The following is a 14,413-nucleotide window of genomic DNA, read 5'->3' as shown; positions in this document are numbered from 1 at the left end:
ATGTCTCGTTCTGTTTGGAAAGGCCCCTTCGTCGATGCCTATCTGCTGAAAAAAGCAGAGAAAGCACGCGAGTCGGGCAAAGGCGAAGTGATCAAGATCTGGTCGCGCCGCTCCACCATCCTGCCGCAATTCGTTGGCCTCACCTTTGGGGTCTACAATGGTCAGAAGCACATCCCGGTCGCCGTGACCGAGGAAATGATCGGTCAGAAGTTCGGTGAATATTCGCCGACCCGTACCTATTACGGTCACGCTGCTGACAAGAAAGCCAAGAGGAAGTAATCGTCATGGGTAAGGAAAAGAATCCGCGCCGCGTGGCGGATAACGAAGCAATGGCAAAATCGCGCATGCTTCGCACCTCGCCGCAGAAACTGAATCTCGTTGCAGCGATGATCCGCGGCAAGAAGGTCGACAAGGCTTTGGCCGATCTGACCTTCTCCAAGAAGCGTATCGCTCTGGACGTGAAGAAGTGCCTGCAATCGGCGATCGCCAATGCGGAAAACAACCACGGTCTGGACGTTGACGAGCTGGTCGTCGCGGAAGCATGGGTTGGCAAGAACCTGGTCATGAAGCGCGGTCGCCCGCGTGCTCGTGGTCGCTTCGGCAAGATCATGAAGCCGTTTTCGGAGCTCACCATCAAGGTGCGTCAGGTTGAGGAGCAAGCATAATGGGTCATAAGGTAAATCCGATCGGTATGCGTCTCCAGGTCAACCGCACCTGGGACAGCCGCTGGTTCGCTGAAAGCAAGGATTTCGGTGATCTTCTCCTCGAAGACATCAAGATCCGTGAGTTCATCAAGGACGAAGCCAAGCAAGCTGGCATCTCGCGCGTTATCATCGAGCGCCCCCACAAGAAGTGCCGTGTGACCATTCACGCAGCACGTCCGGGTGTGATCATCGGCAAAAAAGGCGCCGATATCGAAGCTCTGCGCAAGAAGCTGGCAAACTTCACCGACAGCGAACTTCACCTGAACATCGTTGAAGTCCGTAAGCCGGAAATCGACGCGCAGCTCGCAGCAGAGTCCATCTGCCAACAGCTCGAGCGTCGTGTGTCCTTCCGTCGCGCGATGAAGCGTACCGTTCAGAACGCGATGCGCATGGGTGCCCTAGGTATCCGTGTGAACGTTGCCGGCCGTCTGGGCGGCGCCGAGATCGCGCGTACCGAATGGTATCGTGAGGGTCGCGTTCCGCTGCACACGCTGCGCGCGGATATCGATTATGCACACGACGAAGCCATGACCCCCTACGGGATCATCGGTGTGAAAGTGTGGATCTTCAAAGGTGAGATCATGGAACATGATCCGCAGGCACGTGAGCGCAAAGCTGCTGAAGCCCAAGAGGGCCCGGCACCGCGCGGTCCGCGCCGTGAGCGCGAGCGCTGAGGAGTAGTATACCATGTTGCAACCGAAACGGACTAAGTTCCGCAAACAGCACAAAGGCCGGATCCACGGTGAAGCCAAAGGCGGCACCGATCTGAACTTTGGTCACTTTGGTCTGAAGGCCGTCGAGCCCGAGCGTGTCACCGCACGTCAGATCGAAGCTGCCCGTCGTGCGATCAACCGTCACATGAAGCGCCAGGGCCGCGTCTGGATCCGGATCTTCCCGGATACCCCGGTCACCGCGAAACCGACCGAAGTCCGTATGGGTAAAGGTAAAGGTTCCGTGGACTTCTGGGCAGCGAAAGTGAAGCCCGGCCGCGTGATGTTCGAAATCGACGGCGTGAACGAGACCATCGCACGCGAGGCCCTGCGCCTTGGTGCTGCGAAGCTCCCGGTCGCGACCCGCATCGTCGAGCGTCAAGACTGGTAATTCCGGTCTCTATGAATCGGAACAAGGCGCAGGGGGAGACCTCTGCGCCTTGTTTTATTGGATTTCCCCTTGCCAGAGCGGGCTGATGATGTTAGTTGGCCCGAGTTCCTGGTGACAGGACCGACATAACCCACCAGAATCAGGGTCACCCCAAGTGTGTCAACGCACCCAAGCGGGGCCCTCTGGTGCTATTTAAAGGACCAAAGGCATGAAAGCCCAAGAACTCAAGGCCAAGACGGCCGATGAGCTCCGTGACGAGCTCGTCGCGCTGAAAAAGGAAGCGTTTAACCTCCGTTTCCAGGCAGCCACGAACCAGCTGGAAAACACCGCTCGCATGCGCGCCGTTCGTCGTAACGTCGCTCGCGTGAAAACCGTGTTGAACCAAAAAGCTGCTGACGCTGCTGCGAACTGAGGAATCTTCCCATGCCCAAACGTATCCTTCAAGGCGTCGTGACCTCGGACAAGAACGAGCAGACGATCACCGTCATCGTTGAACGCCGCTTCACGCACCCCGTTCTGAAAAAGACCATTCGTAAATCCAAGAAGTATCGTGCGCATGATGCGAACAATACCTTCAAGGTAGGTGACACCGTTCGTATCGAAGAGTGTGCGCCGATTTCGAAGACCAAGCGCTGGACGGTCGTCGTCGAGGCCTGATTTCCGCAAGGAATGACAGGCCCGGCGATAAACACCAGTTTATCGAAACCCTGGGGCGCCAACTGCATGGTCGTCTCCAAAGGTCGGGAGTAACCCTATGATCCAGATGCAGACCAATCTGGATGTTGCTGATAATTCCGGTGCTCGGAAAGTTCAGTGCATCAAGGTTCTGGGTGGTTCGCACCGTCGCTATGCGTCGGTCGGCGACATTATCGTCGTCTCCGTAAAGGAAGCCATTCCGCGTGGCCGTGTGAAAAAAGGTGACGTGCGTAAAGCCGTCGTCGTTCGCACCGCTAAAGAAGTTCGTCGTGAAGATGGCACCGCCATCCGTTTCGACTCGAACGCAGCAGTCATTCTGAACAACAACAACGAGCCCGTTGGTACCCGTATCTTCGGACCGGTTGTTCGCGAACTGCGCGCCAAGAACTTCATGAAAATCATCTCGCTTGCTCCGGAGGTGCTGTAATGGCTGCTAAACTCCGTAAAGGTGATAAGGTTGTTGTTCTGTCCGGTAAGGACAAAGGCAAACAAGGTGAGATCACCTCGGTTATGCCGGCTTCGAACAAAGCGGTTGTCGATGGCGTGAACGTCGCTATCCGTCACACCCGTCAAACCCAAACGAGCCAAGGTGGCCGTCAGCCGAAGGCAATGCCGATCGACCTGTCGAACCTCGCTCTGCTGGACGCAAACGGCAAAGCGACCCGCGTTGGCTTCCGCATGGAAGACGGCAAAAAGGTTCGTTTCGCCAAGACCACAGGGGACGTAATCTGATGCTCGATCAAGCTACCTACACCCCGCGCCTGAAGGCAGAGTACGAATCCAAGATCCGTGCTGCCATGAAGGAAGAATTCGGTCTGAAAAACGACATGATGATCCCGAAGATCGAAAAGATCGTGATCAACATGGGCGTTGGCGAAGCCACGAAAGACACCAAGAAAGTCAAGCAAGCCGCTGAAGAGCTGACGCTCATCGCCGGTCAGAAGGCTGTCATGACGAAAGCGAAGAAGTCCATTGCAGGCTTCCGCGTTCGTGAAGAGATGCCGCTCGGCTGCAAGGTGACCCTGCGCGGCACCCGTATGTACGAATTCCTCGACCGCCTGATCAACGTGGCACTGCCGCGCGTCCGCGACTTCCGCGGCGTGAAGCCGTCCTTCGATGGCCGTGGCAACTTCGCAATGGGCCTCAAGGAACAGATCGTGTTCCCCGAGATCGATTTCGATAAAGTCGACGAAGTTCTGGGTATGGACATCATCATCGTGACCACGAGCAATGATGACGTGCAGGCGAAGGCGCTTCTGAAGCACTTCAACATGCCGTTCACGGCTTGATCGCGAGGAGAGTGAACAATGGCTAAAAAATCCATGGTTGCGCGCGAAGTGAAGCGTGAGCGTCTTGTTAAACAATACGCCGCCAAACGCGCCGCGCTGAAAGAAGTCATCGCCGATCAGGATCGTCCGATGGAAGAGCGCTTCAAAGCTTCCCTGAAGCTGGCAGAACTGCCGCGCAATTCGTCGGCTGTCCGCTTGCACAACCGTTGCCAGCTGACCGGTCGTCCCCACGCTTACTACCGTAAGCTCAAAGTCTCGCGTATCAAGCTGCGTGACCTGGCCTCGTTCGGCCAGATCCCCGGCATGGTCAAGTCGAGCTGGTAAGGAGGTCGGAATATGTCTATGAACGATCCTCTCGGCGATATGCTGACCCGTATCCGCAACGCGCAAATGCGCGGCAAGTCCACCGTCAAAACCCCCGCGTCGAAACTGCGCGCATGGGTTCTGGATGTGCTTGCAGCGGAAGGCTACATCCGCGGTTACGAGTCGACCACCGACTCGCGCGGCCTGCCTGAGCTCACCATCAGCCTCAAGTACTACGAAGGCACGCCGGTTATCCGCGAAATCAAACGCGTTTCGACCCCCGGCCGTCGTGTGTACATGGCTGCAAAAGACGTCCCGTCGGTCCGCCAGGGCCTCGGCGTTTCCATCGTCTCCACGTCCAAGGGCGTGATGTCGGATGCAGAAGCTCGTAGCGCCAATGTTGGCGGCGAAGTCCTCTGCACCGTCTTCTAAGGAGGTCTCACGATGTCTCGTATTGGTAAGAAGGCAGTGGAACTTCCGAGCGGTGTAACCGCTTCGGTGTCCGGCCAAACCATCGAAGTGAAGGGCCCGAAAGGGACCCGGACCTTCACCGCCACCGACGATGTGACCCTCGCGGTTGAAGATTCGTCGGTTTCCGTGACCCCGCGTGGCCTGTCCAAGCGTGCGCGTCAGCAGTGGGGTATGGCCCGCTCGATGATCGCGAACCTTGTGACCGGCGTCACCACCGGCTTCAAGAAAGAGCTCGAAATTCAGGGTGTGGGTTACCGCGCCACGATGCAGGGCAACACTCTGAAGCTGGCTCTGGGCTATTCGCATGATGTGGACTTCGTTGTTCCGGCTGGCGTGACCATCACGTCGCCCAAGAACACCGAGATCGTCATCGAAGGCATCGACCAACAGCTCGTTGGTCAGGTTGCTGCGAATATCCGCGAGTGGCGCGCTCCCGAGCCCTATAAAGGCAAAGGGATCCGCTACAAGGGTGAGTATGTCTTCCGTAAGGAAGGCAAGAAGAAGTAAGGGGCGCGAAAATGGCGAACAAGAAAAGAGAACTGTTCCTGAAGCGCCGCCTGCGCGTGCGGAACAAACTGCGCAAAATGGCCAATGGCCGTGCGCGTCTGTCGGTTCACCGCTCGTCGAAGAACATCAGCGTCCAGCTGATCGACGACGTCAACGGTGTGACCCTTGCAGCAGCTTCGACCCTCGAGAAGGATCTGGGCCTGGTTGGCAAGAACAACGTGGAAGCAGCGACCAAAATCGGTGCAACCATCGCAGAGCGCGCGAAAGCGGCTGGCGTGACCGATTGCTACTTCGACCGCGGCGGTTTCCTGTTCCACGGGAAAATCAAAGCTCTGGCCGATGCAGCACGCGAAGGCGGTCTGAAGTTCTGATCCTTTCTGCCTCAGGGCAGGGTGATCGAAATCTCTCGAAGGGCGCCCCAAAGCGCCCTTCGATTTTAGAGCAGGGGGCAACCCCTCGATGATCCAGGGACATAAATCCACTTGGATTGGGAAAAGGACTTCGGTCCATATCAGGAGATGTTTTCATGGCAGAACGTGAAAACCGCCGGGATCGCCGCGACCGCGAAGAGACCCCGGAATTCGCAGATCGTCTTGTCGCGATCAACCGCGTGTCGAAAACCGTCAAGGGCGGTAAGCGCTTCGGCTTCGCCGCTCTCGTTGTTGTTGGCGACCAGCGCGGCCGCGTTGGCTTCGGCAAAGGCAAAGCGAAAGAGGTGCCGGAGGCAATCCGTAAGGCGACCGAGCAAGCAAAGCGCAACATGTTCCGTGTTCCGCTGCGTGACGCGCGTACGCTGCACCACGATATCGAAGGCCGTCACGGGGCTGGCCGCGTGATCATGCGCACCGCACCGCAAGGTACCGGTATCATCGCAGGTGGTCCGATGCGTGCCGTCTTCGAGATGCTGGGCGTTCAGGACGTGGTCGCCAAGTCGACCGGTTCGCAGAACCCCTACAACATGATCCGTGCGACGCTTGATGCGCTTCGTCAGGAACAAAGCCCCCGTAACGTCGCGGCTCGCCGTGGCAAGAAAGTGGCTGACATCCTGAAGAAGCCGGAAGCCGAATCGGCTGACGCGTAAGGAGATCAGGACATGGCTACTATCGTTGTGAAACAAATCGGTTCGCCGATCCGCCGTCCCGCTTCTCAGCGCGCTACGCTGAAAGGCCTCGGTCTGAACAAGATGAACCGCACCCGCGAGCTCGAAGATACCCCCGCCGTCCGCGGCATGGTAAACTCGATCCCGCACCTTGTTGCGATCGTCGAAGAAAAAGCCTGATTTCGTTCAGTATTTTTCACAAAACGCCCCGGCATTGTCCGGGGCGTTTTGGTATCAGCCTGTCCTTGCGGGAGAGTAATGATGGATATGAAAGACCAGAAGGCCGAGACCTTCCAGATTTTCGCCGAAATCGCCAAGATGGATGCCGTTCCGGAACAAGGCGTTGTGGCCTTCCAGTTCGTAATGGATGACGCCGGTGCCAACTGGGACGAGCTGTCGGACGCTGCCGAAGGGCTTGGCTACACTGTCGAGTTCTATGAGGCGCAGGATGATGAGGACGAGGCCGTGGCCGAGATCACGACGCCCGTCATCGCGTTGAATGCGGAGAGTCTGTGGACCCATGAAGAGCAGCTGACATTGCTGGCCTCGATCCACGGCTTTGCTCCCGACGGGTGGGCGTTTTCCGGTAAATGAGGGCAGGGGCCCTGCTGATTGGGCGCTCTGTCTAAACGGTTGCCTGTGGGCGTTTGCGGCTGTATAGCGGCGGCAGGCCCCCTCGCGGGGCCCGAATCAATTGCGTAAGCAGAACAAGAAATGCCGAGGCTGACCCAGCTACGCTTCTGGGGTCACGTCCGGCGATAGGAGAAGCGATATGAAACTTCACGAACTCCGTGATAATGCGGGCGCTGCCCAGAAGAAAAAACGCGTTGCCCGTGGTCCGGGCTCGGGCAAAGGTAAAACGGCTGGCCGTGGTATCAAAGGTCAGAAGTCGCGTTCGGGTGTTGCACTGAACGGTTACGAGGGTGGCCAAATGCCGCTCTACCGTCGTCTGCCGAAGCGTGGCTTCTCGAAGCCCAACGCCAAGCACTTCGCGGTTGTTAACCTCGGCCTGATCGAGAAATTCATCGAGGCCGGCAAAATCGACGCGAAAGCAGAGATCAACGAAGACGTTCTGGTTGCTTCGGGCCTCGTGCGCCGCAAGCTGGACGGCATCCGCGTTCTGGCCAAAGGCGACGTGAAGTCGGCTCTGACCCTGAACGTCACCGGTGCTTCGAAATCGGCTGTTGAAGCTGTCGAAAAAGCAGGCGGTAAACTCACCGTTGCGGCTGCCGCTGCCGAGTAAGGCTTAATCAGCTGTTGTGAGCAGGCCCCGGTCTGCTTACAAAGGCATAGGTTTTCTGGCGCCGCCGATCGGGATACCGGTCTGGCGGCGCTGACATGAAAGAGACAGGCATATGGCATCTGCTGCAGAGCAAATGGCGGCGAACCTCTCTTGGGGCGCCCTGGGCAAGGCCACCGAGCTTCGCCAACGGATTTTCTTCACCATCGGCTTGCTGATCATCTACCGGTTGGGGACCTATATCCCTGTTCCGGGGATCGACGCACAGGCCCTGCGCGACTTTATGGACAGCGCGGGCGCTGGCCTCGGGGGCATCCTCTCGATGTTCACGGGCGGCGCACTCGGCCGTATGGGTATTTTTGCTCTGGGCATCATGCCGTATATCTCGGCCTCCATCATCGTTCAGCTGCTGGCCGCAATGGTTCCGGCGCTGGAGCAGATGAAGAAAGAGGGCGAGCAAGGCCGCAAGAAGATCAACCAGATCACGCGTTATGGCACCGTCGCTCTGGCGACGTTCCAGGCCTATGGTCTGGCGAAATCACTTGAGGCCGGTGGTCTTGCGCACGATCCGGGTCTTTATTTCCAGGCAGCTGTGGTCATCACGCTGGTTGGGGGCACCATGTTCCTGATGTGGGTGGGTGAGCAGATCACCGCACGCGGCATCGGTAACGGGATCTCGCTGATCATCTTCGTCGGCATCGTCGCCGAAATCCCTGCGCATTTCGCGAGCTTCCTAGCCCAGGGCCGCGCCGGCGCGATCTCGCTGCCCGCGACCATCGCCGTGATCGTCATGATCATTGCCGTGATCGGTTTCGTGGTCTTCATGGAGCGCGCGCTGCGCAAGATCCATATCCAGTATCCGCGCCGTCAGGTGGGGATGAAAATCTATGATGGCGGCTCCTCGCATCTGCCGATCAAGGTGAACCCCGCAGGCGTTATCCCTGCGATCTTCGCTTCGTCGCTCTTGCTCCTGCCGACCACCATTGCGACATTCTCGGGCGGCAATACCGGCCCCGTGATGTCGACCATTCTGGCCTATTTCGGGCCGGGTCAGCCGCTTTATCTGCTGTTCTACGTGGCGATGATCGTGTTCTTCGCGTATTTCTACACGGCGAATGTGTCCTTCAAATCGGATGAAGTCGCGGACAATCTCAAGAACCAAGGCGGTTTTATTCCGGGTATCCGTCCCGGTAAGAAAACCGAAGATTACCTTGATTACGTGGTTTCGCGTGTGTTGGTGATCGGTTCGGCTTATCTGGCGGCTGTGTGCTTGCTGCCGGAGATCCTCCGCTCGTCGCTTTCGATCCCGTTCTACTTTGGCGGCACCTCGGTCCTGATCATCGTCTCCGTGACGATGGACACGATCAATCAGGTGCAGTCGCATCTTCTTGCGCACCAATACGAAGGTCTGATCGAAAAGTCGCAACTTCGTGGCAAGCGCAAGAAGTCCGGCCGTAAGGCCCCTGCGCGCCGCTAAAAGGAAAATTGATTATGACCAATATCATCTTGCTTGGCCCGCCCGGGGCCGGCAAAGGGACCCAAGCCGGTAAACTCGTCGCGGAACGCGGTATGGTCCAGCTTTCGACCGGCGACATGCTGCGCGAGGCCAAAACCTCGGGCACCGAGATGGGTCTGAAGGTTGCCGAGGTGATGGATCGCGGCGAGCTGGTCACCGACGAGATCGTGATCGGCCTGATCGAGGAGAAGCTGAGCAATACCGATGGTAACGGCTTCATCTTCGACGGTTTCCCGCGCACGCTGGGGCAGGCGGACGCCCTCAACGCGCTTCTGGCGCGTATGGGGCAGAAGCTTGATGCCGTGATCGAGCTGGTTGTCGATGATGCGATTCTGGTCGGTCGTATAGTGGGCCGCGCCGAGGAAGCTGCCGCCAAGGGGCTGCCGGTCCGCAAGGATGACAACGCTGAAGTTTTCGGTGATCGCCTGCGGGAATATTACAAGAAGACTTCGCCGCTGATCGGTTATTACTACCACTCGGGCGATCTGTTCCGTGTGGATGGTCTGGCCGAGATTGATACTGTCGCCGCGCAGATCGCGGCGATCCTGGATCAGCAGCAATAAATCATCAGGGAGGCTTGACGTTGCGGGCGGAACCTCGTAGGTGCAAGTCTCTCTTATGAGAATCAATTTTTCGACAGGATTTATACCCTGCCGGAATCAGGGTCCGAGACATGAGGTTTCGGGCCATCTGTTGTGAAAAAAGGTTCTGGAGCTACGGAACCGCAACGTGAAGGAAGCACGCTTTGGCACGTATTGCTGGCGTCAACATCCCGACCGGGAAACGCACCCCGATCGCATTGACCTATATCACCGGTATCGGCGACGACACCGCGCGTAAAATCTGTGAAGCCGTTGGCATCGACGCGACCCGTCGTGTGAACGAGCTGTCGGACGCAGAGGTTCTCGCGATCCGTGAATATATCGACGCAAACCTCACTGTTGAAGGTGATCTGCGCCGTGAAGTTCAAATGAACGTTAAACGTCTGATGGACCTGGGCTGCTACCGCGGTCTGCGTCACCGCCGGAACCTTCCGGTTCGCGGTCAGCGTACCCATACCAACGCTCGTACCCGCAAGGGCCCGGCAAAAGCCATTGCTGGCAAGAAGAAGTAAGGGGAGGCTTGACACATGGCACGTGAAAAGGTCCGCACGAAGCGTAAAGAGCGCAAGAACATCGCCGCTGGTGTTGTTCATGTGAACTCGTCGTTCAACAACACCAAGATCCTGATCTCCGACGTTCAGGGCAACGCCATCTCGTGGTCGTCCTCGGGCACCATGGGCTTCAAGGGTTCGCGTAAATCGACCCCCTACGCCGCTCAGATGGCTGCAGAAGATGCTGCACGCAAAGCACAAGAGCACGGTCTGCGCACCGTAGACGTCGAAGTTCAAGGTCCGGGTTCGGGTCGTGAATCGGCTCTGCGCGCACTGGCTGCTGTCGGTCTGGCTGTCACCTCGATCCGTGACGTCACCCCGATCGCGCATAACGGCTGCCGTCCGCCGAAGCGCCGCCGCGTCTGATTTTTGAATTCCGGTTGGGCCGTGTGGGGTTTACCGCGCGGCCCAATCGTGTCCGCATTCTATCCTCGGGCGTTCCCTGCTTAGGACATGGGTTGGGAACAGGTATGGAGGCACTGCATGATCCACAAAAATTGGGCCGAGCTGATCAAGCCGACGCAGCTGGAAGTGAAACCGGGTAACGATCCGGAGCGTCAGGCTTCGCTCGTGGCAGAACCGCTCGAGCGTGGTTTCGGCCTCACTCTCGGCAACGCTCTGCGCCGCGTTCTGCTGTCCTCGCTGCAAGGCGCGGCCATCACCAGCGTTCAGATCGATAACGTTCTCCACGAGTTCTCGAGCGTGGCCGGTGTGCGTGAAGACGTCACCGACATCGTGCTGAACCTCAAAGGCGTGTCGCTGCGCATGGACATCGAAGGTCCGAAGCGCGTGTCGGTCTCGGCCAAAGGTCCGGGCGTTGTCACGGCTGGCGATATCGCGGAGACCGCGGGTATCGAGGTTCTGAACAAAGAGCACGTTATCTGCCACCTCGACGATGGCGCCGACCTGTTCATGGAACTGACCGTGAATACCGGTAAAGGCTATGTTGCCGCCGATAAGAACCGTCCCGAAGATGCGCCCATCGGTCTGATCCCGATCGACGCGATCTACTCGCCGGTGAAAAAGGTTGCCTACGAAGTCACCCCGACTCGCGAAGGTCAGGTTCTGGACTATGACAAGCTGACCATGAAGATCGAAACCGATGGCTCGATCACGCCGGAAGACGCCGTCGCTTTTGCGGCGCGTATCCTGCAGGACCAGCTTTCGATCTTCGTCAACTTCGAAGAGCCCGAATCGGCGTCGAAGCAGGACGCGGAAGACGGTCTCGAGTTCAACCCGCTCCTCCTCAAGAAGGTCGACGAGCTGGAACTCTCGGTCCGTTCGGCAAACTGCCTCAAGAACGACAACATCGTCTATATCGGCGATCTCATCCAGAAAACCGAAGCCGAGATGCTCCGCACCCCGAACTTCGGCCGCAAGTCGCTCAACGAGATCAAGGAAGTGCTTTCGGGCATGGGGCTGCATCTCGGGATGGAAGTCGAAGACTGGCCGCCGGAGAATATCGAGGATCTGGCCAAGCGTTTCGAAGATCAGTTTTGATCTCGCGCTTACAGGCTTGACGGATAGGGGGGCGTGGGCTAAACGCCCCCCATTCAATGCCAGCGTAGGCTGGGAATATCGGGCTCCGCCCCAACTGAGGCACCGGCACGCATCGGCGCCCTGACAAAGCAAAACGCAATTACGGAGAATTCACATGCGTCACGCTCGCGGTTACCGCCGTCTCAACCGTACTCACGAACACCGCAAGGCGCTGTTCGCCAACATGTGCGGCTCGCTCATCGAGCATGAGCAAATCAAGACCACCCTGCCGAAAGCAAAAGAGCTTCGTCCGGTGATCGAGAAGCTGATCACGCTGGCAAAGCGCGGCGACCTGCACGCACGTCGTCAAGCGGCTTCGATGCTGAAGCAGGATAAAGACGTTGCCAAGCTGTTCGACGTCCTCGGTCCGCGTTTCAAAGAGCGTAACGGTGGTTACACCCGCGTTCTCAAAGCCGGTTTCCGTTACGGCGATATGGCTCCGATGGCCTTCATCGAGTTCGTCGAGCGCGATGCGTCGGCCAAAGGTGCTGCAGACCGTGCGCGCCTCGAAGCAGAAGAAGCTGCTGAATAATTCGGACCTACCTTTAGGTCTACAAGGTCAAACCCCGTCCCTCTGGGCGGGGTTTTTCAATGCTTTATTTAAGATTTTAGGGGAATGCTTGGGGCAGGCATCCGAAGGGGAGATCCGGTGCCATAATCGGTGTTTGGTTTGAATGACTGTCGGCGGCTTCGACCTAGCTGTTGGGGCGCGCACATATTTTGGCTAGATATTGGGATGCCATGGCATTTGATTCGGAAACAGAGGCATTGCTTGACGAGCTCGATAAGCTCGCCCCGGCCGGATATATGGTCGGACTGCATATCCGTCTGGCGCAGCCCCGTATCTATCACAGCAGCTACCCGCCCGACTGGGTGACGCGCTATAACGAGCGATCCTATTATCTGCGTGACCCTGCGGTGTTCTGGGGAATTTCCCATACCGGTGTGACACGATGGAGTGCAATCCGGCTGCCGGATCCGTTTGGTCTCTTCGATGAGGCGGGGCGGTTCGGGCTCTGTTTTGGCGCGAGCGCCTCGGCGGGTCCGATGTCCTCGCGGTCCATCATCGGCATCGCGCATGCAGAGCGCGAATTTTCGGATGAGGAGTTGGCAGCGCTGGCGCGGATCACGCAGGCGCTGCATGCCCATCACGAGGAGTGCCTGTCGCTCACGCCGGCCCAAGCGGAGGCATTACGCCTGCTTGCCTCGGGAGATCGCCATACCGCGGCGGCGGCCCGTCTGGGGATCAGCGAGAGCGCCTTCAAGGCGCGGCTGAAATCGGCGCGGCTCAGGCTCGAGGCGCGCACCACCTCCGAGGCGATCCGCAAAGCCCGCGAGCATCGCCTGATCTAGCTATTGCGCTTGGCGCGGAGCTTGGCGAACCAGTCCACCCGCTTGCGCATCTCGCGTTCGAATCCGCGATCGGGCGGGTCATAGAGCTGCGCACGGGGCACATTGTCGGGGAAGTAATTCTGTCCCGAGAACCCGTCCTCGGCATCATGATCATAGGCATAGCCCGCGCCATAGCCTTGCTCTTTCATAAGGCTGGTCGGCGCATTCAGGATATGCTTGGGCGGCGGCGCCGATCCGGTCTGCTTGGCCAATGCCCGCGCACCCTTATAACCCACATAGCCCGCATTGGATTTGGGGGCCAAAGCCAGATAAATCACAGTTTGCGCCAGCGCCAGCTCGCCTTCGGGCGAGCCGATGCGCTCATAGATCTCCCAGGCATGGAGGGCGTGGGTCTGGGCCTGCGGGTCGGCCAAGCCGATATCCTCGACCGCCATCCGCACGAAGCGCCGTGCCAGATAGCGGGGGTCCTCGCCGCCCTCGAGCATCCGCGCATACCAGTAAAGCGCCGCATCGGGGTCGGAGCCGCGCACGGATTTGTGCAGGGCCGAGATCAGGTTGTAATGCTCGTCGCCGGATTTGTCATATTGGGCGGCGCGGCGTTGCAGCCGCTGGGCCAGCTCTTTGGCATCCATCGGGGCGCTCACCCGGATCGCCGCGACCTGCTCGACGAGATTCAGCATGGCGCGCCCGTCGCCATCGGCCATCGCCACCAATGTGGCGCGTGCCTCTTCGGTCAGGGGCAGGGGGGTGCCACGGGCGGCCTCGGCGCGCGAAAGAAGCTCCCCTAACGCGCCCGCATCGAGCCTGTGCAGCACCATCACCTGAGCGCGCGACAAGAGTGCGCGGTTCAGCTCGAAACTCGGGTTCTCGGTGGTGGCCCCCACGAGCACGATGGTGCCGTCTTCCATATGCGGCAGGAAGCCGTCCTGCTGCGCCTTGTTGAAACGGTGGATCTCGTCCACGAAGAGGAGCGTCCCTTGGCCCGCGCGGCGGCGGGTCTTGGCCGCATCGAACACCTTGCGCAGTTCCGGCACCCCCGAGAAAATCGCGCTGATCTGCACGAAATGGCGGTCGGAGGCGTCCGCGAGAAGCCGCGCGATGGTGGTCTTGCCCACACCGGGCGGGCCCCAGAGGATCATCGAGGACAGTTTACCCGAGGCCAGCATCCGGCCCAGCGGGGCCTCCTCGGCCAGAATATGGGCCTGGCCGATTACCTCGTTGATATCTTTCGGGCGCAGACTGTCGGCCAGCGGCCGGTCGCGCGACTCGGGCTCGGTTGCGGGGCGCTGGTCGGCCATGTCGGGGCTGTTGTCGAAAAGATCGCTCATGGGTGCACAGTAATCGCCCTTTCAGGCAAGATGAAGACGGGATTTGCGGTGCATCATCCGTGCAGATATGGCACAAGCACACCAAAGATGAAGGATGCAGGGCCCGTCAAGGCG

Annotated in this window: 25 protein-coding genes; 24 read left to right on the top strand and 1 reads right to left on the bottom strand. The window is 58.8% G+C overall.

Annotation, left to right across the window (positions count from 1 at the left end):
- The 24 genes from rpsS (at window position 1) to VSX56_RS16160 (ending at window position 12,971) form a co-directional block, all read left to right on the top strand.
- Entirely contained in the window at window positions 1-279 is a 279-nt protein-coding gene (rpsS, locus tag VSX56_RS16275; RefSeq protein ID WP_339114375.1) for a 30S ribosomal protein S19, read from the top strand.
- Between the two features lie 5 nt (window positions 280-284).
- The gene (gene rplV, locus VSX56_RS16270) at window positions 285-665 is read left to right on the top strand and encodes a 50S ribosomal protein L22 (protein WP_339114376.1); all 381 of its coding nucleotides are present in this window, start codon (window positions 285-287) and stop codon (window positions 663-665) included.
- Window positions 665-1,378, top strand: a complete 714-nt coding sequence (gene rpsC, locus VSX56_RS16265) for a 30S ribosomal protein S3 (RefSeq protein ID WP_339114377.1) — start codon at window positions 665-667, stop codon at window positions 1,376-1,378. The genes rplV and rpsC overlap by 1 nt, the downstream gene beginning before the upstream one ends.
- Before the next feature lie 13 nt (window positions 1,379-1,391).
- A complete protein-coding gene (rplP, locus tag VSX56_RS16260) occupies window positions 1,392-1,805 on the top strand; it encodes a 50S ribosomal protein L16 (RefSeq protein WP_339114378.1) in 414 nt (137 codons plus the stop codon).
- 208 nt (window positions 1,806-2,013) lie between these two features.
- Window positions 2,014-2,217, top strand: a complete 204-nt coding sequence (gene rpmC / locus VSX56_RS16255) for a 50S ribosomal protein L29 (protein ID WP_339114379.1) — start codon at window positions 2,014-2,016, stop codon at window positions 2,215-2,217.
- A gap of 11 nt (window positions 2,218-2,228) precedes the next feature.
- Window positions 2,229-2,462, top strand: a complete 234-nt coding sequence (gene rpsQ / locus VSX56_RS16250) for a 30S ribosomal protein S17 (protein WP_339114380.1) — start codon at window positions 2,229-2,231, stop codon at window positions 2,460-2,462.
- Window positions 2,463-2,559: 97 nt separating this feature from the next.
- Window positions 2,560-2,928: a 50S ribosomal protein L14 gene (gene rplN, locus VSX56_RS16245; protein WP_339114381.1), complete on the top strand. Its 369-nt coding sequence runs from the start codon at window positions 2,560-2,562 to the stop codon at window positions 2,926-2,928.
- On the top strand, window positions 2,928-3,233 hold the full coding sequence (rplX, locus tag VSX56_RS16240) for a 50S ribosomal protein L24 (RefSeq protein WP_339108077.1): 306 nt from the start codon (window positions 2,928-2,930) through the stop codon (window positions 3,231-3,233). Before rplN ends, rplX begins: the two co-directional genes overlap by 1 nt.
- Window positions 3,233-3,790 (top strand): 50S ribosomal protein L5, encoded by a 558-nt coding sequence (gene rplE / locus VSX56_RS16235; protein WP_339114382.1) that lies wholly within the window; start codon window positions 3,233-3,235, stop codon window positions 3,788-3,790. The genes rplX and rplE overlap by 1 nt, the downstream gene beginning before the upstream one ends.
- Before the next feature lie 18 nt (window positions 3,791-3,808).
- Window positions 3,809-4,114, top strand: a complete 306-nt coding sequence (gene rpsN, locus VSX56_RS16230) for a 30S ribosomal protein S14 (RefSeq protein ID WP_339108075.1) — start codon at window positions 3,809-3,811, stop codon at window positions 4,112-4,114.
- Between the two features lie 12 nt (window positions 4,115-4,126).
- Window positions 4,127-4,525 (top strand): 30S ribosomal protein S8, encoded by a 399-nt coding sequence (gene rpsH, locus VSX56_RS16225; RefSeq protein ID WP_339114383.1) that lies wholly within the window; start codon window positions 4,127-4,129, stop codon window positions 4,523-4,525.
- A 12-nt stretch (window positions 4,526-4,537) separates the two neighbouring features.
- Entirely contained in the window at window positions 4,538-5,071 is a 534-nt protein-coding gene (rplF, locus tag VSX56_RS16220; RefSeq protein ID WP_350938619.1) for a 50S ribosomal protein L6, read from the top strand.
- Window positions 5,072-5,082: 11 nt separating this feature from the next.
- Window positions 5,083-5,442, top strand: coding sequence for a 50S ribosomal protein L18 (gene rplR, locus VSX56_RS16215; protein ID WP_339114385.1), 360 nt, complete (start codon window positions 5,083-5,085; stop codon window positions 5,440-5,442).
- 155 nt (window positions 5,443-5,597) lie between these two features.
- A complete protein-coding gene (gene rpsE, locus VSX56_RS16210; RefSeq protein WP_339114386.1) occupies window positions 5,598-6,152 on the top strand; it encodes a 30S ribosomal protein S5 in 555 nt (184 codons plus the stop codon).
- Window positions 6,153-6,164: 12 nt separating this feature from the next.
- Window positions 6,165-6,350, top strand: coding sequence for a 50S ribosomal protein L30 (gene rpmD, locus VSX56_RS16205; RefSeq protein ID WP_339114387.1), 186 nt, complete (start codon window positions 6,165-6,167; stop codon window positions 6,348-6,350).
- 78 nt (window positions 6,351-6,428) lie between these two features.
- On the top strand, window positions 6,429-6,764 hold the full coding sequence (locus VSX56_RS16200; protein WP_350938616.1) for a ribonuclease E inhibitor RraB: 336 nt from the start codon (window positions 6,429-6,431) through the stop codon (window positions 6,762-6,764).
- Window positions 6,765-6,942: 178 nt separating this feature from the next.
- On the top strand, window positions 6,943-7,413 hold the full coding sequence (gene rplO / locus VSX56_RS16195; protein WP_339114389.1) for a 50S ribosomal protein L15: 471 nt from the start codon (window positions 6,943-6,945) through the stop codon (window positions 7,411-7,413).
- 112 nt (window positions 7,414-7,525) lie between these two features.
- A complete protein-coding gene (gene secY / locus VSX56_RS16190; protein WP_339114390.1) occupies window positions 7,526-8,887 on the top strand; it encodes a preprotein translocase subunit SecY in 1,362 nt (453 codons plus the stop codon).
- A 14-nt stretch (window positions 8,888-8,901) separates the two neighbouring features.
- On the top strand, window positions 8,902-9,489 hold the full coding sequence (locus VSX56_RS16185) for an adenylate kinase (protein WP_339114391.1): 588 nt from the start codon (window positions 8,902-8,904) through the stop codon (window positions 9,487-9,489).
- A gap of 182 nt (window positions 9,490-9,671) precedes the next feature.
- Window positions 9,672-10,040 (top strand): 30S ribosomal protein S13, encoded by a 369-nt coding sequence (rpsM, locus tag VSX56_RS16180; protein ID WP_339114392.1) that lies wholly within the window; start codon window positions 9,672-9,674, stop codon window positions 10,038-10,040.
- A gap of 15 nt (window positions 10,041-10,055) precedes the next feature.
- Complete coding sequence (gene rpsK / locus VSX56_RS16175; protein WP_339114393.1) at window positions 10,056-10,445, top strand: 30S ribosomal protein S11; 390 nt, start codon at window positions 10,056-10,058, stop codon at window positions 10,443-10,445.
- 117 nt (window positions 10,446-10,562) lie between these two features.
- Window positions 10,563-11,579 (top strand): DNA-directed RNA polymerase subunit alpha, encoded by a 1,017-nt coding sequence (locus VSX56_RS16170; RefSeq protein WP_339114394.1) that lies wholly within the window; start codon window positions 10,563-10,565, stop codon window positions 11,577-11,579.
- Between the two features lie 154 nt (window positions 11,580-11,733).
- Window positions 11,734-12,150: a 50S ribosomal protein L17 gene (gene rplQ, locus VSX56_RS16165; RefSeq protein ID WP_339114395.1), complete on the top strand. Its 417-nt coding sequence runs from the start codon at window positions 11,734-11,736 to the stop codon at window positions 12,148-12,150.
- Between the two features lie 209 nt (window positions 12,151-12,359).
- Window positions 12,360-12,971, top strand: coding sequence for a helix-turn-helix transcriptional regulator (locus VSX56_RS16160; RefSeq protein ID WP_350938612.1), 612 nt, complete (start codon window positions 12,360-12,362; stop codon window positions 12,969-12,971).
- Here VSX56_RS16160 and VSX56_RS16155 read toward each other — a convergent pair.
- Window positions 12,968-14,299, bottom strand: a complete 1,332-nt coding sequence (locus tag VSX56_RS16155; RefSeq protein ID WP_350938610.1) for a replication-associated recombination protein A — start codon at window positions 14,297-14,299, stop codon at window positions 12,968-12,970. The two genes, VSX56_RS16160 and VSX56_RS16155, sit on opposite strands and share 4 nt — an antisense overlap.
- Window positions 14,300-14,413: the final 114 nt, after the last annotated feature.

The sequence above is a fragment of the Thioclava kandeliae genome, from assembly GCF_040297545.1.
In the GTDB taxonomy this organism is placed as follows: domain Bacteria; phylum Pseudomonadota; class Alphaproteobacteria; order Rhodobacterales; family Rhodobacteraceae; genus Thioclava; species Thioclava kandeliae.
This window is presented reverse-complemented; position numbering and strand designations above follow the sequence as displayed.

Bases quoted from the DNA above. Each gene is read 5' to 3' on its own strand.
- rpsS (WP_339114375.1), top strand. From the start codon at position 1: ATGTCTCGTTCTGTTTGGAAAGGCCCCTTCGTCGATGCCTATCTGCTG.
- rplV (WP_339114376.1), top strand. From the start codon at position 285: ATGGGTAAGGAAAAGAATCCGCGCCGCGTGGCGGATAACGAAGCAATG.
- rpsC (WP_339114377.1), top strand. From the start codon at position 665: ATGGGTCATAAGGTAAATCCGATCGGTATGCGTCTCCAGGTCAACCGC.
- rplP (WP_339114378.1), top strand. From the start codon at position 1,392: ATGTTGCAACCGAAACGGACTAAGTTCCGCAAACAGCACAAAGGCCGG.
- rpmC (WP_339114379.1), top strand. From the start codon at position 2,014: ATGAAAGCCCAAGAACTCAAGGCCAAGACGGCCGATGAGCTCCGTGAC.
- rpsQ (WP_339114380.1), top strand. From the start codon at position 2,229: ATGCCCAAACGTATCCTTCAAGGCGTCGTGACCTCGGACAAGAACGAG.
- rplN (WP_339114381.1), top strand. From the start codon at position 2,560: ATGATCCAGATGCAGACCAATCTGGATGTTGCTGATAATTCCGGTGCT.
- rplX (WP_339108077.1), top strand. From the start codon at position 2,928: ATGGCTGCTAAACTCCGTAAAGGTGATAAGGTTGTTGTTCTGTCCGGT.
- rplE (WP_339114382.1), top strand. From the start codon at position 3,233: ATGCTCGATCAAGCTACCTACACCCCGCGCCTGAAGGCAGAGTACGAA.
- rpsN (WP_339108075.1), top strand. From the start codon at position 3,809: ATGGCTAAAAAATCCATGGTTGCGCGCGAAGTGAAGCGTGAGCGTCTT.
- rpsH (WP_339114383.1), top strand. From the start codon at position 4,127: ATGTCTATGAACGATCCTCTCGGCGATATGCTGACCCGTATCCGCAAC.
- rplF (WP_350938619.1), top strand. From the start codon at position 4,538: ATGTCTCGTATTGGTAAGAAGGCAGTGGAACTTCCGAGCGGTGTAACC.
- rplR (WP_339114385.1), top strand. From the start codon at position 5,083: ATGGCGAACAAGAAAAGAGAACTGTTCCTGAAGCGCCGCCTGCGCGTG.
- rpsE (WP_339114386.1), top strand. From the start codon at position 5,598: ATGGCAGAACGTGAAAACCGCCGGGATCGCCGCGACCGCGAAGAGACC.
- rpmD (WP_339114387.1), top strand. From the start codon at position 6,165: ATGGCTACTATCGTTGTGAAACAAATCGGTTCGCCGATCCGCCGTCCC.
- VSX56_RS16200 (WP_350938616.1), top strand. From the start codon at position 6,429: ATGATGGATATGAAAGACCAGAAGGCCGAGACCTTCCAGATTTTCGCC.
- rplO (WP_339114389.1), top strand. From the start codon at position 6,943: ATGAAACTTCACGAACTCCGTGATAATGCGGGCGCTGCCCAGAAGAAA.
- secY (WP_339114390.1), top strand. From the start codon at position 7,526: ATGGCATCTGCTGCAGAGCAAATGGCGGCGAACCTCTCTTGGGGCGCC.
- VSX56_RS16185 (WP_339114391.1), top strand. From the start codon at position 8,902: ATGACCAATATCATCTTGCTTGGCCCGCCCGGGGCCGGCAAAGGGACC.
- rpsK (WP_339114393.1), top strand. From the start codon at position 10,056: ATGGCACGTGAAAAGGTCCGCACGAAGCGTAAAGAGCGCAAGAACATC.
- VSX56_RS16170 (WP_339114394.1), top strand. From the start codon at position 10,563: ATGATCCACAAAAATTGGGCCGAGCTGATCAAGCCGACGCAGCTGGAA.
- rplQ (WP_339114395.1), top strand. From the start codon at position 11,734: ATGCGTCACGCTCGCGGTTACCGCCGTCTCAACCGTACTCACGAACAC.
- VSX56_RS16160 (WP_350938612.1), top strand. From the start codon at position 12,360: ATGGCATTTGATTCGGAAACAGAGGCATTGCTTGACGAGCTCGATAAG.
- VSX56_RS16155 (WP_350938610.1), bottom strand. From the start codon at position 14,299: ATGAGCGATCTTTTCGACAACAGCCCCGACATGGCCGACCAGCGCCCC.